The sequence below is a fragment of the Thioalkalivibrio sp. ALJ15 genome (genome assembly GCF_000383695.1).
Taxonomy (GTDB): Bacteria; Pseudomonadota; Gammaproteobacteria; order Ectothiorhodospirales; family Ectothiorhodospiraceae; genus Thioalkalivibrio.
In genome coordinates this window covers 354,634-374,209 of sequence record NZ_KB912058.1, presented here as the reverse complement: position 1 = coordinate 374,209, position 19,576 = coordinate 354,634, and the positions used below count along the sequence as shown (strand labels likewise).

At 64.8% G+C, this 19,576-nt stretch carries 11 protein-coding genes and 3 pseudogenes; 8 read left to right on the top strand and 6 right to left on the bottom strand.

All coding sequences use genetic code 11. The features are described 5' to 3' along the window. The first annotated feature begins 421 nt into the window (after positions 1–421). The 5 genes and pseudogenes from mgtE (G015_RS0108560) to G015_RS13640 all read left to right on the top strand — a co-directional run bounded on the left by mgtE (G015_RS0108560) (position 422) and on the right by G015_RS13640 (position 5,934). The gene (gene mgtE, locus G015_RS0108560; protein WP_012983063.1) at positions 422–1,780 is read left to right on the top strand and encodes a magnesium transporter; all 1,359 of its coding nucleotides are present in this window, start codon (positions 422–424) and stop codon (positions 1,778–1,780) included. A gap of 11 nt (positions 1,781–1,791) precedes the next feature. Then, a complete protein-coding gene (mgtE, locus tag G015_RS0108555; RefSeq protein WP_012983064.1) occupies positions 1,792–3,150 on the top strand; it encodes a magnesium transporter in 1,359 nt (452 codons plus the stop codon). Between the two features lie 702 nt (positions 3,151–3,852). Continuing rightward, positions 3,853–4,132 (top strand): annotated as a pseudogene (locus tag G015_RS13645) (BrnT family toxin). Beyond that, positions 4,107–4,412, top strand: a complete 306-nt coding sequence (locus G015_RS14015; protein ID WP_012983065.1) for a BrnA antitoxin family protein — start codon at positions 4,107–4,109, stop codon at positions 4,410–4,412. The pseudogene G015_RS13645 and the gene G015_RS14015 overlap by 26 nt, the downstream one beginning before the upstream one ends. A gap of 534 nt (positions 4,413–4,946) precedes the next feature. Further along, positions 4,947–5,934 (top strand): annotated as a pseudogene (locus tag G015_RS13640) (transposase). A gap of 542 nt (positions 5,935–6,476) precedes the next feature. On the opposite strand, the gene G015_RS0108540 reads toward G015_RS13640, so the two are convergent. Continuing rightward, positions 6,477–7,076, bottom strand: a complete 600-nt coding sequence (locus G015_RS0108540) for a bifunctional 2-polyprenyl-6-hydroxyphenol methylase/3-demethylubiquinol 3-O-methyltransferase UbiG (protein WP_012983066.1) — start codon at positions 7,074–7,076, stop codon at positions 6,477–6,479. A 258-nt stretch (positions 7,077–7,334) separates the two neighbouring features. On the opposite strand from G015_RS0108540, the gene G015_RS0108535 reads away from it, so the two are divergent. Further along, positions 7,335–8,177, top strand: coding sequence for an ion transporter (locus G015_RS0108535; protein WP_018137932.1), 843 nt, complete (start codon positions 7,335–7,337; stop codon positions 8,175–8,177). A gap of 85 nt (positions 8,178–8,262) precedes the next feature. On the opposite strand, the gene G015_RS0108530 is transcribed toward G015_RS0108535, so the two are convergent. Next, positions 8,263–9,948, bottom strand: coding sequence for a 2-isopropylmalate synthase (locus G015_RS0108530; RefSeq protein WP_028490907.1), 1,686 nt, complete (start codon positions 9,946–9,948; stop codon positions 8,263–8,265). A gap of 162 nt (positions 9,949–10,110) precedes the next feature. Between G015_RS0108530 and G015_RS0108525 the strand changes: the two genes are divergently transcribed. Further along, on the top strand, positions 10,111–10,602 hold the full coding sequence (locus tag G015_RS0108525; RefSeq protein ID WP_018137934.1) for an Lrp/AsnC family transcriptional regulator: 492 nt from the start codon (positions 10,111–10,113) through the stop codon (positions 10,600–10,602). A gap of 52 nt (positions 10,603–10,654) precedes the next feature. Here G015_RS0108525 and znuB read toward each other — a convergent pair whose 3' ends face one another. Both znuB and znuC read right to left on the bottom strand, forming a co-directional pair. After that, the gene (gene znuB, locus G015_RS0108520; RefSeq protein WP_012983078.1) at positions 10,655–11,476 is read right to left on the bottom strand and encodes a zinc ABC transporter permease subunit ZnuB; all 822 of its coding nucleotides are present in this window, start codon (positions 11,474–11,476) and stop codon (positions 10,655–10,657) included. After that, positions 11,473–12,303, bottom strand: a complete 831-nt coding sequence (znuC, locus tag G015_RS0108515; protein ID WP_012983079.1) for a zinc ABC transporter ATP-binding protein ZnuC — start codon at positions 12,301–12,303, stop codon at positions 11,473–11,475. The genes znuB and znuC overlap by 4 nt, the downstream gene beginning before the upstream one ends. A 78-nt stretch (positions 12,304–12,381) precedes the next feature. Here znuC and G015_RS0108510 point away from each other — a divergent pair, with 78 nt between their 5' ends. Beyond that, positions 12,382–13,491, top strand: coding sequence for a zinc ABC transporter substrate-binding protein ZnuA (locus G015_RS0108510; RefSeq protein WP_012983080.1), 1,110 nt, complete (start codon positions 12,382–12,384; stop codon positions 13,489–13,491). Between the two features lie 73 nt (positions 13,492–13,564). Here the strand turns inward: G015_RS0108510 and G015_RS0108500 are convergent. Beyond that, a pseudogene (locus G015_RS0108500) lies at positions 13,565–17,111 on the bottom strand (PAS domain S-box protein). A gap of 40 nt (positions 17,112–17,151) precedes the next feature. After that, positions 17,152–19,527: a PAS domain S-box protein gene (locus G015_RS0108495; RefSeq protein ID WP_012983082.1), complete on the bottom strand. Its 2,376-nt coding sequence runs from the start codon at positions 19,525–19,527 to the stop codon at positions 17,152–17,154. Positions 19,528–19,576: the final 49 nt, after the last annotated feature.

Sequence of the window (19,576 nt, the reverse complement as noted above, 5' to 3'; positions counted from 1 at the left end):
GTTTTCCTTGTCGATTACCACTGGTTGCCGGAAGAGCCACCGCACTTCCCACTCAAGGGGCGTTCACACCACCGTAACCACGGCCGTTCATGGTGTCTGCACAGACCCCTGACGGGAGAGGAATGTTTCAAAACAGCCCCCAAGCGGTTGATTGCGGCCCGACATCCGTTAGAATAAGTCGCATCTCCACACACGGGAACGCGCCTTGAAACGCCGATCACGCAGTCGATCTATCTGCGCCTCGCGGTAAGCGCCTCCTTCCCGAACCGGACGCTTCCCGCTGGGCCTCTAAGTACTAGAGTGCCGGGAGCGGCCGGGCCCCAGCCCGATCCCGACCGGACCAAGACACCTCATCCATGCGGCGCCTTGTGAGGCTGTGTATTCAGCCCCCTGGCCCGCGGATGACAGCCGGGAGTAGGGCATGGATTTGCATCTGGAACAATCCATCATCGAGCTGAAGGAGCTGCTGCGTCTGGACGACCGCGACGGCATCCAGGAACTGCTCGACTACACGCGTGTGCAGGACATCGCGCATGCGCTGATGGAGCTGAACGACGACGACCTGTGCGCGGTGTTCAACCTGCTGGAGCCCGGGCGCAAGGCGGATGTCTTCTCCTACCTCGACACCCCGCACCAGATCCGGCTGCTCGAGGCCTCGCCGAAGGACGACGCCCGCTTCATCCTCTCCGAGATGGAGGCCGACGACCTCACCGGCCTGCTCCAGACCCTGGATCCGGAGACTCTGCGTAGCTACCTGCGGTTGCTGCCGTTTCGCGCCATCCGCCGCGCCCTCAAGCAGCTCAACTACCCGGAGGACTCCGCCGGTCGCGTGATGTCCCCGGACGTCGTCGCGGTAGACCCCGACTGGACGCTCAAGCGCGCGCTGGCCTTCATCCGCCGCAACGCGGACGAACACTCGAACAACGTGATCTTCGTGGTCGATCAGGACCGCGTACTGCTCGCCGCAGTGCCGATCCGGCACTTCCTGCGCGCCTCGGCAGACAGCCCGGTGCGCGAACTGCTGGGCGAATCCGATCCGATCACCATCGGGGTATCCGAGTCGGCCGTGGAGGCCGCCCGCAAGATCCAGCACTACGACCTGGAAACCCTGCCTGTGGTCGGCGAGACCGGCGAGCTACTGGGGGTGATCACGGTCGACGACGTGATGGACGTGCTAGAAGCCGAATCCACCGAGGACTTCCACAAGATCGGGGCGGTCGGCACCCTCCCGCTCTCGCCACAGGATGCGAGCCCGTTCCTTTTGTACCGCAAGCGCGTGGGCTGGCTGATCGGTCTGGTCGCGTTCAACACCATCGGCGCGCTGATGATCTCGCAGTACGAGGAGGCCATCGAGGCGCTGGTGGTACTGGTCTTCTTCCTGCCGCTGATTATCGACTCCGGCGGCAACGCGGGTGCCCAGAGCGCCACGCTGATGGTGCGCGCCCTGGCCACCGGCGAGGTCACGTCCAAGGACTGGCTGCGGTTGTGGGGCAAGGAGCTCGGCGTGGCCGTCGGGATCGGCGTGACCATGGGTCTGGCCGTATCCGTACTCGGGCTGTGGCGCGGAGGGGCCGACATCGCCCTGCTGGTCGCGATCGCGATGACGCTGATCGTCGCGTTCGCCAGCATGGTCGGCATGCTGCTGCCGTTCATCCTCAGCCGCCTGAAGCTGGACCCGGCCACCGCCAGCGTGCCACTGATCACCGCGATCGCCGACCTCGGCGGCATCATGATCTATTTCTCCCTGGCCGTGGCAATGCTCGGCCTGGCGACTCCGTAGGGGACTGACCGATGAGCCCGACCGACGACGACATCCAGACCCTGCCGCAGACGCTCAAGACCGCGCTGGACCAGCCCACGGAAGACTCGCTCCAGGGGCTTTGCGACGCCCATGCAGGCGCCGACCTGTCGGACGCGCTGGAGGCCCTGCCGGAAGACCGCATGCTGGACTTCTTCCGGCGTCTCGACGTGTCCTGCACCGCCGATGTCTACGCGCACCTGGAGCCCGACCACCAGACGCGCGTGCTGCACGCGCTCGACGAAGACCATGCCAGCCGGCTGATGTCAGCGCTGTCCTACGACGATGCCGCCTCGGTCCTGGAAGGCCTGCACGACGACCACGCCGAATCCCTGCTCGAGACCATGCCGGACGACGACCAGGAGGCGCTGGAGACTCTGCTCGGCTTCCCGGAAGAAAGCGCCGGGCGCCTGATGACGCCCGAGTACGCCACCGTGCAGCCGGACTGGTCCGTGGGCGAGGCAATGGACCACCTGCGCGAACACCACGAACTGGCGGAGACCCTCAACACCATCTTCGTGACCACGCCGGAGGGCGAACTGCTGGGCTGGGTGCGCCTGAAGGAACTGCTGCTGTCGCGCCCCACCACCAGCGTGCGCGAGCGCATGCACACCGATGTCGTCAGCATCGCGGCCGAGGAAGACCGCGAAGAGGCGGCCCACCGCATCGGGCATTACGACCTCGACGTCCTCCCCGTGGTCGACGACAACGGCCACCTGCTCGGCATCATCACCGTCGACGACGTGATGGACGTGCTGCGCGCGGAAACCACCGAGGACTTCCACCGCATGGCGGCGGTCGGCGACATGGTGCTCTCCCTGCGCGACGCCAGCATGAGCCTGCTGTACCGCAAGCGCATCGGCTGGCTGCTGATCCTGGTCGCGGTCAATATCTTCGCCGGCATCGCCATCGGCTACTACGAGGCCGCGATCGAAGCCGTCGTCGCGCTGGTCTTCTTCCTGCCCATGGTCATCGCCTCCGGCGGCAACGCCGGGGCCCAGGCCGCCACACTGGTCGTGCGATCACTGGCGGTGAACGACATACAACTACGGGACTGGTGGCGCCTCGGCGGCAAGGAAGTGCTGGTCGCTACCGCGCTGGGCGTCACCCTCGCCGCTGCCATCTGGGTCTCCGGCAACTGGCTGGGCACCGTCGAGGTCGCCAACGCGATCGCCCTGGGCATGTTCTTCGTGATCGTCTTCGGCTCGCTGTTCGGCATGCTCCTGCCGTTCGCCCTGACCCGCTTCGGCATCGACCCGGCCGTGGCCAGCGCCCCGCTGATCACCTCCGTAATCGACATCGTCGGCATCCTCATCTACTTCGGCGTCGCCGTCGCCATGCTCGGCCTCTGACACCCAACGGATACGCTCATCGGCCCCCGTAGGATGCCGATGAGCGCAGCGAATCGAATCAGGATTACCCCCGCCGCGGGAATGGTGCGTTTCGCCCGGCTCAACGCACCCTACAAATCGGTTAGCAGCCGCGAGGGCAACACCACGCCCCCACCCCGTCATGGCGAGGCCCCGCAGGGGCCGTGGCCATCTCCGAACGGAACCCCGGCCCCAGTCATCCCGTCCGCAGCGAAGCGAAGAGCCGGGATCTCCGCCCCCAGCCAAAGCCCAGGGGCGACCCAGCCAACACAACAGCGCGCAAACCCCCAACACTGACAATGTGCGTCAGTTCACATGACAACAATGGTCACATGCGCCCTGTAACCATTTGTGGGACACCCACTTTCTTCCAACATTGGCGCACCGGGGACATTCGCACCTGCGGGACACCCACTTTGCAAGGAGAAACTGTGGCGGCCATCTGTGGGACACCCACTTTCTTCCCAGTTGTCATAAGCCCGATTCGCCGACACCAGCGACACAACTAACTGGCGGCAGACTCCACACTCCCACTCCGCTCTTTCCCCCCAGGGCCACTAGCCTTCCGCCGGTGTGTTCGCCGTGGCGTGTTATGCCTTGCCAGACGACCGGGATAGCCCGAGGGTCCGCGGCTAATCCACCTCGCCAAATGCACTCGCAAGTTAATGTACATACAATAATTTGATAGGGATCGAGTTTGACGCAGACAAGGACGCTGCGAACCTGGCGAAACACGGGGGTCTCACTCGGCGATGCCCTCGGGCTCGAATGGGATACGCTCCTGGCCATGGAAGACCGACGGAAAAGCTACGGCGAACGGCGAACGTTCGGGTACGCCTTGATGGGCGAACGCTTGTATTGCGTCGTATTCACCGATCGATCATCCGTGCGGCGGATCATCAGCCTGCGCAAAGCCAACAACCCGGAGATTGTGCGTTATGTCGAAATCACTAACGCTACGTAGCGGTCGCCGGGTCGTCTTGAACGACGCCGACGAAGAGTCGTCCATTCAGGCCGGAATCGATGCGGACCCAGAGACCCGGGAACCTTCCGAAGACGAGACGAAAGCCCTGCGACGCGTGGGGCGCCCGCCTCTACCTGTAACTAAAGAGCGCATCACGATCCGTCTGTCGCCCGACGTCGTGGAGGCATTCCGCGCTACAGGAAAGGGCTGGCAAACGCGAATGGACTCGGCTTTGAAGGACTGGCTCAAGGACCATAGCCCGACGTCTAATAGTCGTTAGTGCCCGGCTGCGGCTCCGGCCGCGGTATCGTATGACCAACTGACATCGCGGTGGCATCTGCGGCACACCCACTTTCCTCCCCACGCTACACGGCCCCTCGGTCAGGCCCCGGATAACCGCTGCGCGCTTTCCGGGATGGCTACTGGATGCAGCGCCTTCAGGAAATGATCAGAGACGATCGCACGCGGGGCACCGAGACTACGACGACACCGCTTTGCGGCGCTCCCAGGGGCTCCAGGCTTGTGACCTGATATTGCCGGGGCACAGAACGCAAAAGGGCCGCCCGTGGATTCCCTTCCCGGACGACCCTTTAGGGGCTTCCTTGCCCCAGGGCACAATCTAGCACGAGCCTCGTGGATTTCCAGCTGCACACCGAAGAGGCCGCCGAACGGTCGTTTTTGCGCCATAGGCGGTACTTTTGGATGGAATAAACTTCGGCATTGTAGGACACCCACTTTCTCAAGACAGGCCCTTGCTATCGCGGCTGATCGCATCTAGGTTCTGAATCGTCCGATTCCATGGAAGGAGTCCACGATGACCCAACCCCGCTCGTCCCTCGTGTCCGTCGAGGACACGCCCTGGTACCACGTCGTCTCACGCTGCGTTCGGCGCGCCTTTCTCTGCGGCGAGGATCGCGTGTCCGGACACAACTTCGAGCATCGCCGCGAATGGATCGAGACGCGGATCCTGGAGCTGGCCGCGATCTTCGCCATCGATGTGGCTGCCTATGCCGTGATGAGCAATCACTACCATGTGGTGGTACGGCTGGACCCTGAACGCGCAGCCTCACTGGACACCGAGTCCGTCCTGCTTCGCTGGACGCGGCTGTTCTCGGGCCCCGAATTGGTTAGGCAGTATCTGTCTCCACGTCGGAAAGCGATGTGCGACGCACAGTTACGCCGGGTCGAGGCGTACGCCCAAACGTATCGGAACCGGCTGGCAGATCTGTCGTGGTTCATGCGTGTGCTGAATGAATCCATCGCACGACAGGCCAATGAGGAGGAAGGCGTCAAGGGACGATTCTGGGAGGGGCGCTTCAAGAGTCAGGCCCTGCTGGATGACGCAGCCGTGCTGGCGGCCATGAGCTACGTGGACTTGAATCCGGTCCGTGCCGGGATGGCCGAAGCCTTGCACGAGTGTGATCACACTTCGCTGAAACGGCGTATCCGCCCGGAGGCCGAGGATGATTCGGCGTGCGCCACTGATGCCATTTGATGCAAGCGGCCAGTTCGAACCGGCGATCCCATTTGCGTTCGAGGATTACCTGGAGATGACGGACACATTGGGGCGCTGCGTACATCCGACGAAACGAGGATCCATTCCCGCGCACCGCCCTCGCCTGCTCGACCAGCTGGGCATGGATGCCGAAGCCTTCATCCGGCAATCCAGCCATCTATTGCGCGCGTTCGGCTCGGCCATTGGCGCACCGGAGCAGTTGGTGAGCCTCGCCGAACGTCGGCAGTGCCGCTACCTCCGAGGAATCTCCATGGCGCGGGCGCTGTTCGCCCGCCCTGCTGCTTGAACCCGAGCGCAGGACGTCGACTTGGCATGGATGAATTTCGGTTGTTTGGGCCGCTCGCGGCCGGTTCGATCCACGTTGTTCCGCGGCACTGTTGGCGAGTTAGGCCTTAGTGGGGCTCACCTGGGCCCCCAAAAGAAAGAGCCACCCGGGCTTCCGTTCCTGGGCGGCTCTAGCGAAGGCATCCCTGCCTTCGGGGTTGAAAGTAGCACATCGTTTGCCAATTTCTAGATGTATTTCCCGCTTTTCGTCGAACGGCCCTATGCGCCGACTGAGCGGTACTTCCTCTAACAGAGCAACGATTGTTTTATCTTTCGATTGCAGGCTGAACACCAGGCAATGCGCTTAGCCTAGCTCTGCTGAAGAATCAGGGGAGAGTGCGGCGACGGACATGGCAGCGACGTCCCTGGCGCATTGCCCCGGAAGCCGTTGCCCCCGAGATGTGGATAGACACTAAACCGGAGTCACCGTCACTGAAAGGGCGTCAGCAGTTGCACAGGGACTTTGCGGGGCACCCAACCCAAGGCCCAGGCCTCCGCGGTGGATCAACCCGGCTCGGCGGGCTTGCATGCGTGAATCTGCACGACAGCACCACGGCCCGTATGAAAAACACCTTCAACCACGTCACGCTCGACCTCGACCGCATGAATGAACTCAAGGCCGGTCAGTTCATCACGCAGCTCTGGCAGATTCATCATGAGCGCCTCGGTAGGCGGTCCCCCGGTTCCCAGGGCCAGTTGCGCCGGCGTATACCCCTCCAGAATGAAACGCCCGCCAGGCCTCAAGCCAGCGACCGCCTCCCGATGTAGCCGACGCCGAGTATCGGGCGGCAGATGGCAGAAAATCGAGACGACAAGGTCCCAACGGTTCGGCTGGATACTGTAGTCGGTCAGATCCGCGACTTCCGTCCGGATCGCGACATGACGTTGCGTCGCAAGACGCTCGGCCTTCTCCAGACCTACTGACGAACTATCCACCGCCAGCACATCGAACCCACGTTCGGCCAGAAAGACCGCGTTTCGTCCCTCACCTTCGGCCAGGCAAAGAGCTTTCCCAGGCGGAACCCCCGAGATCTGCTCGGCCAGGAAATCGTTCGGCCGAGTACCGTAGACATACTCATCCGTGGCGTACCGTTCATCCCACATCAATCGACTCCACCCGTTGGTTCCTTGCCCTCAAGTATGTGCAGGACACCCACTTTGTGGGCACCCACTTTGTGGGCGAGCACCTGCCCTGCGCAGTTAAGGGACACCCACTTTGTGGGTGGGTTCGCGGCTGCCAGCCAATTGCCGGAAAGCGGAGTTTCGCCTACTCTTGCACGCCTTTCCGGACTGGTCCACGGCGAGCCCGCCGCGCCGCCGAAATGTCGAACCACCAGCGAACCACCAGAGCCCAGAACCGCCATGAGCGCACCGACCTCGCTACGCCAGCGCCTCGAGCATTTTATCGAAGCCCGTCTCACCCAGCGCGCAATCATCGCGCTGATCCTGCTGAACGCCGTGACGCTGGGGTTGGAGACGTCCGATACCGTAATGGGCTGGATGGGCCCGGTGATCCTCACGGCAGACGCCGTCATCCTGTCGATCTTTACGGCCGAGGTACTGGCCAAGCTGTTTGTCTATCGCCTGAGTTTCTGGCGCAACCCCTGGAATGTCTTCGACTTCTTCGTGGTGGGGATCGCACTCATCCCGGCCTCCGGACCGTTCTCGGTATTGCGCGTGCTGCGACTGCTGCGCCTGGTATCGATGGTGCCCAAACTGCGCTTTATCGTGGAGGCGCTCCTGCGGGCCATCCCCGGGATCGTGTCGATCATGGGCCTGCTGGTGCTGATCTTCTACGTGTTCGCGATCATCGCGACCGGGCTGTTCAGCGACTCGTTCCCGCAAAAATTCGGGACGCTCGGGGCCTCGATGTACAGCCTGTTCCAGGTAATGACACTGGAAGGCTGGTCCGAAGACATCGCACGCCCGGTGATGGAGATCTACCCCTGGGCCTGGGCGTTCTTTGTGCCATTCATCCTGATCGCCACGTTCACCGTGCTGAACCTGTTCATCGCGATCATCGTGGACGCGATGCAGCGCATGCATGATCGCGCAATCGAGATCGAGCAGCAGATGATCCATGACAGCGTGCACGAGGAGAACAAGGCGCTGCACTCGGAGATCCACGAGCTGCAGCAGGAGACGGTCAAGCTTCAGGAACGCCTCATCCGCATGCAGAGCATGCTGGAGAAGCGGGTGAAGTGACGGCCTGACGGGGAGGGTGACGCATGCGAGATTCGCGTGCGAGCACGCTCCCACAGGGGGGATATGCCCCCCGGGTCCCATGAGATCAGGCGCTGGCGGCGGCCGGCTCGGCGGCGCGTTCGCCCAGGCGGCGGCCAGTGGCGTTGAGTACGGCCTGCAGCGTAGCGGCGGTCGTGTCCTCGCCCAGCGCGACACCGACGGAGCGCTCGCCGTCGACTTGCACGTCCACCGCGGCCATGGCGCGCGCCTCGGTGCCCGACTCCATCGCGTGCTCGTCAAAGTGGCTCACCTTGACCTCGACTCCCCGGTCGGCCTTCATCGCGGCGGTCAGGGCCTCGACCGCGCCGTGGCCCTCGCCCTTCAGGCGCGACTCGCGCCCGGGTGGGCCCATGGTCGCGTCCAGCCGCACCACCGGGCCTTCCTTCTCGATCTCGTAGCGCACCAGATCCCAGCCGGCGACCGGCGTCAGGTAATGCTGCTCGAACAGCTCGTGGATACGCTTCGAGGAGACCTCGATCTGCGAGGTCTCGGCATCCTTCTGCACGATGCGGGCGAACTCGATCGCCAGCCAGCGCGGCAGTTCGATGCCGTAGTCGCGCTCCAGGACATGCGCCACGCCGCCCTTGCCGGACTGGCTGTTGATGCGCACGACCTCCTCGTAGCGCCGGCCCAGATCGCTCGGGTCGATCGGCAGGTAGGGCACGTTCCAGTGGCCGCCCTTCTCCTTGTAGTGCGCCAGGCCCTTGCGGATCGCATCCTGATGGCTGCCGGAGAACGCGGTGTACACCAGCTCGCCCGCCCACGGGTGACGCGGGTGGATCGGCATATCAGTGCACTCCTTGTACACGTCCATCAGCCGTTCCATGTCGGACAGGTCGATGGTCGGGTCAATCCCCTGCGAATACAGGTTCATCCCGACGGTGACCAGGTCCATGTTGCCGGTGCGCTCGCCGTTGCCGAACAGCGTGCCCTCCAGGCGGTCGGCCCCGGCCAGCAGGCCCAGCTCGGCCGCGGCCACGCCGGTACCGCGGTCATTGTGCGTATGCAGCGACACGCAGAAGTGCTCGCGATACTGCACGTGGTCGCAGAACCACTCGACCTGGTCGGCAAAGACGTTGGGCGTGGCCGACTCGACCGTGGCCGGCAGGTTGATCACGACCTTCTGGCCCTGGTCCGGGCGCCAGATCGCGTTCACCGCATCCACGACCTCGACCGCGTAGTCCAGCTCGGTGGTAGAGAAGCTCTCCGGCGAATACTGGAAGATCCAGTCCGTCTGCGGATACTTCGCCGCGTAGTCGCGCACCCAGCGCGCACCGTTCTCGGCGATGCCACGGATGCCGGCACGGTCCATGCGGAAGACCTGCTCGCGCTGCGCCGGGTTGGTGGAGTTGTACACGTGCACCACCGCGCGCGGCGCGCCCTCCAGCGCGGCGAAGGTCTTCTGGATCAGATCCTCGCGCGCCTGCGTCAGCACCTGCACGTACACGCCCTCGGGGATCCGGTCCTCCTCGATCAGACGGCGGGTGAAGTCGTAGTCGATCTGCGAGGCGGAGGGGAAGCCGATCTCGATCTCGGTCAGACCGATATCCACCAGCACCTCGAAGAAGCGCATCTTCTGCTCGACGCTCATCGGGTGCACCAGCGCCTGGTTGCCGTCGCGCAGGTCCACCGCGCAGAAACGCGGCGCAACCGTGGTGCGCTGCGCCGGCCAGCGGCGGTCCGCCTTGTCGATCGGCGGGAACGGGGCGTACTTGGTGTGATCGAAGGCCATCTTCATTCTCTCCTGGGGCCGCGGCATTCCGTCGCGGCGATTGGTCCACTTGCACATTATCCTAACGAATTTGCGCGGACAGAACCTTGCTTTTTTCGCATATAGCGGGAGGTAAGAGGCTTTTTATTGCTTTAAATGACCTATCTGGCGCAATATTCCACCATGGAACCGCAACCGCACAAGCTCGACCGCTTTGACCGTCACATCCTGGAGATCCTGCAGGAGGACGCCAGCCTGTCGAACCAGGCCCTCGCCGAGCGCGTGGGGCTGAGCCCCTCGCCCTGCCTGCGGCGCGTTCGGGCACTCGAGCAGGCCGGGATCCTGATCCGGCGCGTGGCCCTGCTCGACCGGCGCGCCCTGGGGCTGGAACTGACCGCGCTGATCCACATCGGCATGGACCGCCACACCCCGGAGCGCTTCGCACGCTTCGAGGAGGCGATCGCCAGCTACCCCGAGGTGCAGCACCTGTATCTGATCACCGGGCAATCGGCGGACTACATGCTGCAGGTCGTCGTGCCGGACATGGATGCCTATCAGGACTTCCTGCTGCGGCGGGTGACCCGGCTGGAGGGGGTGGATTCGGTGCACTCGAGCTTCGTCCTGCGCCGGGTGGTGGACCGCACCTCGCTGCCGCTGGACTACATCCGCGACTGACGGCGGGCCGCGAACCTCCCTCCGAAACGGCTCCGATGGCTCAGCGCTTCCCTCAGCGCCCGCCGAACTGGGGCAGCAGACGCGCGGGCAGCAGGTGAATGAGGATGAAGCCCAGCATCGCAGCGACGACGATCGTCGGCCCGGTCGGGGTGTCGTACTGGAACGAACCCCAGACGCCGACGAGCACCGCCAGCATGCCGATCACACCGGCCAGGAACGCCATTTGCTCCGGCGTCGACGCGAAGCGCCGGGCACTCGCGGCCGGAATGATCATCAACGCCGTAATCAGCAAGACGCCGACCACCTGCATCGCGGCCGCGATCACCAGCGCGATCAGCAGCATCAGCCCCAGGCGCACGGCCAGCACCGGCACACCCTCGACCCGCGCCAGTTCCTCGTGCACCGTCAGCGCCAGCAGCGGTCGCCAGAGCAGCACCAGCAGCAACAGCGCAATGCCGCCGCCTATGGCAATCGCCAGCAGGTCATTCGTCCCCACCGCGAGGATGTCGCCGAACAGATAGGCCATCAGATCCACCCGCAGGCCCTCGATAAAGGTGACCGCCACAATCCCCAGCGACAGCGCGCTGTGCGCCAGGATCCCCAACAAGGTATCGGAAGCCAGCTCCTGACGGCGCTGCAGGATCACCAGCAGCACGGCGATCGCGACACAGACGATGGTCACCATCAGGTTGAGATTCGTCCCCAGCAGGAACCCGAGCGCCACCCCCAGCAGGGCGGAATGCGAGATCGTGTCGCCGAAATAGGCCATACGCCGCCAGACTACGAAGGCACCCAGCGGACCGGCCACGGCCGCCACCATCAGCCCTGCCAGCACCGCGCGGAACAGGAAGTCATCCAGCCAGGCTTCGATCATCGTTTCGGCGTTCCCTGTCCGTGATGGTGGGCGTGGCCACAGCCGTGCGACCCGCCCGTTCCGTTGTCGTCCAGATCATGCACCTCGCCGTGCAGGTCGTGGACATGGTTGTGGTCATGTTTGTAGATACCGATGCCCTGCACATCGGCGGTGGGGAACAGGCGCTGGTACTCCGGGTGGCGCGAGACCTCCTCCGGCCGGCCGGTGCAGCAGACATGCTGGTTCAGGCAGATCACGGCATCCGCCCCCGCCATGACCAGATGCAGGTCATGCGAGACCATCAGCACCCCGCAGCCCGTCTCGCGCCGAATGTCATCGATCAGGCGAAAGACCTCGCCCTGCCCGACGATATCCACGCCCTGCGCCGGCTCGTCCAGCACCAGCAGATTGGGCCGGTTGAGCAGCGCCCGCGCCAGCAGCACTCGCTGCATCTCGCCCCCGGACAGGGATTGCACCGGCTTGTCCAGCAGGTGCGGGACACCCACCCTTTCCAGGTGCGCCAGCAGCTCGGCCCTCGGCGCGCGCTGGCGCAGCGTCAGAAACCGCCGCACCGACAACGGCAGCACCGGTTCGATCTGCAGGCGCTGCGGCATGTAGCCGATGCGCAGCCCGCGCCGGCGCTTCACCTGCCCCCGCGTCGGCTGCCACAAGCCCAGCAACACCCGCAACAATGAAGTCTTGCCCGCGCCGTTGGGGCCGATCACCACCGCGACCTCGGCCGGCGGGATCTGCACCGAGACCCGGTCGAGAATCAGCTTGCCCCCCCGCTCCAGGGAGATATCACGGGCGTCCAGCAGCGGGCTGTGGTCCGATTCCGGTGCGGACATGGTGGCAGGGCTTCCCTTGTTCATGTTGATATACTATAACGTTCTCTAATTCCGATCCGACACCCTGGAGACCCTGCCATGCACTCGCGCCCGCGCCACCCCTTCGGGATTTCGCTGACGGTCAGCCTGCTGGCCATCCTGGGCCTCCTGCTCCCGGGCATGGCCGCCGCGGACAAGCCGCGCATCGTCGCGACCATTCTACCGATTCACAGCATCGTCGCCGCCCTGGGCGAGGACGCCTTCGACGTGGAACTGCTGGTCCCCGCCACGGCTTCGCCGCACGGATATTCCATGCGGCCATCCGAGGCGCGCCGTCTGCAGAACGCGGACATGGTGGTCTGGGTCGGCCCGGACCTCGAGACCTTTCTGGAGCGCCCGCTCCGCCGTGCCGGCGACCGCGAGATTATCAGCCTGATGGACGACCTCGACCTGGACTTGAAGCCCACGCGCGAAGGGGGCGTCTGGGAGCATCACCACGACCACGGGGACGATGATCACGGCCACGGCGACCATGACCACGATCACAACGGCCATGGCCACAGCCACGACGACGGGCACTCCGACGACAATCACAGCCACAACGGCCATGGCCACAACGGCCATGACCACAACCATGATCACGGCCACCACGACGAGGCCCATGGACACGACCATGATCACCATCACGGCGACTACGATGCCCACATCTGGCTCTCGCCAGCGGTGGTGCGCGCGATCACCGAGCAGCTCGCCGACAAGCTGATGCAATGGGATCCGGAACGCGCCGAAATCGTGGAGGCCAACCGTGACGCCCTGCTCGAACGGATCAACGATCTGGACGGACGCCTGGCGGAACAGCTCGAGCCGGTACGGGACCAGGCCTTTATCGTGTTCCACGACGCCTACCAGTACTTCGAGCAGCACTACGGTCTGAACTCCGCCGGCTCGATCAGCATCGATCCCTCGCGCAGCCCGGGGCCGCGGCGCATCAGCGAACTGCGCGAGCGTGTCGCCGACGGCGACGTGGTCTGCCTGTTCACCGAGCCGCAATTCCGTCCGGCCCTGGCCGAGACCGTGGCCGAGGGAACCGATACACGGCTCGGCGTGCTGGATCCTGTCGGTGCCGAACTGGAGCCCGGGCCGGATGCCTGGTTCGAGTTGATGCAGAACATGGCGGACGGCTTTGCCGGCTGCCTGGGTAAGGAATAGCCCGCGGGACAAGCCAAGGCGGTGCGTTTCGCTGCGCTCAACGCACCCTACGCGGTTGTTTAAACGCCGGGGCTCATCCAATCGCTTCGGCCGAGGCGGCCACGGCTACACGGTTGCGGCCCTCGCCCTTGGCGCGATAAAGCGCCTCGTCGACCCGACGCAACAACCCTGTACGTGGCTCGCCCGCGCAGAAGGCCGCCACACCGAGGCTGATCGTTACCCGGCCGGCCTCCGGGAAATCATGCCCCTCCACCCGCGCCCGCATGGTCTCCGCGACCCGCGCGGCATCCGCCTCTTGGGTACCCGGCAGCAGGACCATGAACTCCTCGCCGCCCCAGCGCCCGAGAACGTCGGCATCGCGCAGACGTTCCGCGATCACGCGGGTCACCTCCTGCAGCACGACATCCCCCGCCGCATGGCCAAAGGTGTCGTTGACCCGCTTGAAGTGATCGAGATCGAACATCACCAGGGCAAAAGGCGCCCCGTAGCGGTCGGCACGCGCCAACTCGCGATTGAGCAGCGTTTCGAAGTAGTGGCGGTTGGCCACACCGGTCAGGCGATCGTAATAGGCCTGACGCTTCAGCTCCGCATTGGCGCGCTGTAGCTCCAGCTCCACCTGCTTGAGGTCGGTGATATCCACCGCGGTTCCCGCCACTCGGCTCACTCGCCCGTCCTCGTCCGGCACCTGGTAACGATGCACGTGTAGCCAGCGTTCAGCACCATCCGGTCGGCGCAAGCGGAAGGTATCCTCGACATGAGCCCCCTTCATGGGGTCGTTCAGGAACTGACGCTCCACGCGCTCGCGGTCTTCCGGGTGCACGGCCTCCAGCATCGAACGCGGATCGCGATAGAGGCGGTCACGGCTTTGCCCCCAGATCCGCTCGAAGGCCGGATTCACGTACAGGATCCCTGTCTTCGTCCTGTAGCCAGAACACCTCGTTCACGCTGCCCGCCAGCTGGCGGAAGCGCGCCTCGCTCTCGCGCAGGGCCTCTTCTACTGCCTTGCGCTGCGAGAGGTCGCGCAGGATGGTCGACACCTGCCGGATCTCGCCCTGGTCGTCGCGGCGAACAATAATCACCTGTGAAGCCGGGATCTCCCTGCCCTGTCCGTCCAGTATCGCCGTCTCGCCTTCCCAGACCCCGTCGCGCATCGCAATCGGAGCGGCCTCGTTCACGATGCGCTCGGCCGCCCAAGGTGGATGGAACCGCTGGACGGCACTCTCGACCGAGCGGGTTTCGGGCGGCAGCCCCCAGGTATTCCAGCCGTTCTCGGGGGTCCACGGTTCGCCCGTCATGGGCGGCAGACCAAACAGGCGGCGACCGGCGGCGTTCAGGAACTGCATGTCGCCAGCGGGCCCATGCATGGCGACCACGTCGGGCGTATGTTCCAGGATCCCGACCAGACGGCGCTGGTTTTCCTCCAGGGCGCGCCGCTCGGTCACGTCCTGCACAGTTCCCATCAGACGACGTGGCTTGCCGTTGTCATCGCCCTCGACCGTACCGCGCGCATGGACCACTCGTTCCTGCCCATCGGGGCGCAGGATCCGAAAATGAATATCGTAATCGCCGCTCTCCAGTGCTGCCCCTACTGTCTTTGCCACATCGCGCCGGTCCTCGGGATGCACGGCATGCAGAAACCCCGCGTAGTTGGCTTCCTGCTCACCCCGCCTGAGGCCGAAGATGCGATAGACCTCGTCCGACCAGCGGGTGCGGTCCTCGTGGATCTCCCAGACCCAGCTGCCCACGTGCGCGATGCGCTGCGCAGCGGCCAGTTCCCGGCCCCGCTCGCGCAGGGCATCTTCCATCGCCACCTGCTCGGTAATGTCGATCATCACACCGTGCCAGACGATGCCTCCATCGGCACGTGCCTCGGGCGTCGCACGACCCTCGACCCAGATCGTTCCGCGCAGCGGGTGGCGAACGCGGAAGCGAACCCGCCAGGGTTCCATGGACCGCGCCGATTCCTCGATGCTGGCCTGGATGCGAGGCCGGTCATCCGCGTGTACCGTTGCAAAGGCCGCGTCCGCGCTGTCCTGAACCAGCCCCGGGCTGAGCCCGAACACGCGCCGTATCCCATCACTGACGAACGGAAACGCGTGCCGCCCATCCGGATACAGGTGGTACTGGTAGATCGCCCCGGGCAGATGGGCGGTGGCCTTGGTCAGTTGAACCTCCCTTTCCGTCCGTGCGGTCTGGTCCTGGAACGACACCACCACACCATCGACCCGACCGGCCGCATCAAACGTCGGCGCCGCAAAGACGCTCACCGGAAAATGGGAGCCATCGGTCCGCACAAAATAGTCGTCCCAGGGTTCATCCGACTGGCCAGCCTCCAGGACCCGCAGGATCGGGCAGGCTTCTTTGGGATAGGGCTCCCCGCCCACCAACGAGTGATGGTTGGTTGAATGGGCGTCGCGCCCGAGTGCCTCGGCTTCGCTTTTGAAACCCAACAGACGGCAGGCCGCCGGGTTGAGAAAGGTGTAGCGGCCGTAACGGTCCAGTCCGAAGACACCTTCCGCCAGACTCGCCAGAAGGTGGTTCTGAAAAGCCTCGGCCGCGCGCACCTCGGTGACGTCCTCGATCACGCCATCGAACACGGGCTCGCCGTCCTCGTCATGGCTGCGATACGCGGTCACGCGCGCCCGAAAGGCCCGACCACGCAGTGTCTGCAGGTCCAGTTCGCGCCCGACCACGCGACCGTGCATCTCCAGATCGCGGCTGAATGCCTCGCGCGCGCCCGGATCGCGATACAGGTCTTGCACCGGGGTTGCGCGCAGCTGTGCCTCGGACTCGGCCTCAAACAGCGCCACCATCGCCGGATTGAGCCAGACAAGGCGGCCTTCCGGCCCGGGCGTGTTGCGGTAGACGCCCACCGGAAGACGCCGGAACACGCCCCCGTAGAACTCCAGCTCGCGCTCGTAGCGCCGGGCCTCGGAGACATCGTGAACAATCGAATACAGGTAGGTGGTTCCGTCCAGCACCACCGGGCCGGAGTACACCTCGACCTCGCGGATCTCGCCCCCCTGGATGCGATGGCGGAACCGGAAATACCGGCGTTCCTCGCTCCTGGCACGCTGCATCTCGACCCGCACGTCTTCCGCCGACAGCGTGTTGATGTCGTGGATATACATGCCCTTGAGGGTGTCGGCCGAATAGCCGTAGAAGCTCACCGCGGCGGGGTTGGCATCGACAATCCGGCCATCCGCCGGGTTGATCAGCAGCTTCGGTGCGGTATTGGCGGTAAACGTCTGCTCGTAGACCTGGGCTGCAGAATCGCCTCCGGGCCTGCGCTGAACGGTCACGACGCGCCCATCGTCATCCGGCACCAGCGTCAACGTACAGGAGAGCGAGGCCCCTTCCGGTGCAGCCGGCGCGAGCATGTCCACGCTCAGGGTCACCTCGGATGTGGCCGAACGCTGCAACGCGTCCGCCAGCGATGGCCGCTGTTCGGGCGCGATGCAGTCCACCAGTGCACTGCCCTGCAGATCAGCCGGCGAGCACTCGAGCCACTCAGCCAGGCGGGCATTGACCGTGCAGATGGCACCGGCCGCGTCGAGGCGGGCCAGGCCTACTGCAATGTGCTCGCATTGAATGGGGTCGGCGCCTTCCGTGCTCGCCATTCAGCTCACTCTGCCCGGAGCCCGGGGTCCAATGAAGTAGTCAATCATCCAGCCGCACGACCCGATTGCGCCCGCCCTTCTTGGCCACGTACATGGCCTCGTCCGCTCGCTTCACCCAGTCCCTGATCGACTCACCGGGGCGGCACTCCGCAACCCCCAGACTAATCGTCACAAGGCCCACACAGGGGAATGCCGTAGCAGTGACCTGCTCGCGCAGCTGTTCGGCCACATGCTGGCCACGCTCCGCGTCCGTTCCGGGCAGCAGGACCACAAACTCCTCGCCACCCCAGCGTCCCAGTACATCCGCCTCGCGCAGACGACCCTTCAGGGCATGCACCAGGAAGCGCAGGACCTCGTCGCCCACCTCGTGGCCGAACGTATCGTTGATACGCTTGAAGTGGTCGATATCCAGCAGCAGTAGCGAGCAGGGATGCGCGTAACGCTGCGCACGGCGCGCCTCCTGATCCAGGAGCGTCTCGAAGTAGCCACGGTTGGCGGCATCGGTCAGCGGGTCGTAGAAAGCCTGGTGCTCCAGGGCGGCCTCGAGTTCTTTCTGCCGCGTGATGTCGTGGAACATCGCGATGTAGTACTCGATCTCGCCCTGATCGTCGTGGATCGCGGTAACGACCTCGTGCAGGGGGAAGATCTCGCCATTCTTGCGGCGATTCCAGATCTCGCCCTGCCAGTGGCCCGTCTCGCGCACCGTGCGGAACATCTCCTGGTAGAAGTCGCGATCCTGGCGCCCGGAATTCAGGATGCGCGGATTTGCCCCCACGGCCTCCTCTTCGGTATATCCCGTGAGCTGCGTGAACGTTGCGTTCACACGCTGGATGGTGCCCTCAACGTCCGTGATGAAGATGGCCTGGCTGGACTCGAAGGTCGCGGCCAGCAGACGCTGCTCCTGTTCGAGGTGATACTGCTCGGTAATATCCTGCACCGTGCCGACCATGCGCGCGGGCGTGCCGCAGGGGCTGAGCTCCACGGAGGCTAGCTCGCGCACCACGCGCTCTGTACCGTCCGGCCGCAGGATGCGGTGGGTCACATCGAACTGCTCCAGACCAGCCAGGGCTCGGTCTACCGCCGCCTGTACGCGTTCACGGTCCCCCGGGTGGACCGCCTGCATGAACGCCCCATGCGTGCCCTCCCAGCGGGATCGTTCCATCCCGAAGATGCGATAGACCTCGTCCGACCAGCGAATCTCGTGCTTCTGGAAATCACTGATCCAGTTGCCGACATGCGCGATGCTTTGTGCCAGGGCCAGTTCCTGCTCACTTCGGTGCAGAGCATGCTCGGCGCGCACCCGCTGCGTGATGTCCAGGATCACGCCGTGCCAGAGCACACTCCCGTCGTCCAGAGCCTCCGGACTCGCGTGGCCCTCCAGCCAGGTCTCGCCGCGTTCGGGACTCATCACGCGATAGCGCTGCAACCAGGGTTCCAGCGATCGCATCGACGCTTCGATGCTCGCGCGGATGCGTTCCACGTCCTCCGGGTGGATCACGCGGAACACCGCCTCGGCATCGCGCATCGCCTCCTCGGGTGCAATCCCGAATATATCGGTCATCCCCTCGCTAGCGTATGGGTAGCAGCCACGCCCGTCGGGGTGCTGGCGGTACTGGTAAATCACGCCGGGCAGGTTGCGGGCGATCTTTTCCAGGTGTCGCTCGGTCTCGACGCGCGCGCCGATATCCTGAAAAGCACCCACCAGTTCGGTCACCGCACCGGTTGCATCACGAATGGCGGTGATCTGGTCCTCCAGCCACTGCCAGTGGCCGTTGGGCATCCGCTGGCGGTAGTTCAGGCGGCAGAACCCTTGGGCCCCGTCGGACAGCCAGCGCCGCACCTGACAGACGCAGCGGCCATAGTCCTCCGGGGCGATGTGGGTTGTCAGCCAGTCCGGATTCGAGCTGATCTGCTCCGGGGCCCAACCGGTCACCGAGACCGAGTTGCGGCTGAGCCAGGTCATGGTGCCGAGGTTGTCCGGATGCATGGTGTAGATCACCGCGGGGCTGGCATGCAACAGGCTGTCCATGCGCTGCTCGGCCTGCTTGCGCGTACCGATATCGGCAACAGCCGCCAGTAGCGCCTCCGGGCTATCAATCGTCGCGGGGATACGGCTGATACTGATCTCGACCCAGCGGGCAAGGCCTGTGGCGTCCACCAGGCGAACCTCGACCTGGCAGTTGGGGCAGCCACCGTCAAGCAGACCGCGGCGTCGCGCCTCGCAGGGCTCGACATCCTCGGGGAGCAGGCGCTCGCGCAACCATCCCCCGACCAGATCCCCAGGGTCGCAGGCCAGCATCTCCCCCAGACGCGGGTTCGCGCGCAGGATGCGCCCCTCCGTGTCCATCTCGGCCAGCCCAACCGGGGCATGCTCGAACAGCGCGGCGTAGCCGTGGGCCGCACAAATCTCCGTCATTCCTAGTCCTTGCCCGTCTCGAAAAGGCCTGCCTGGCCTTTCCTCCCCC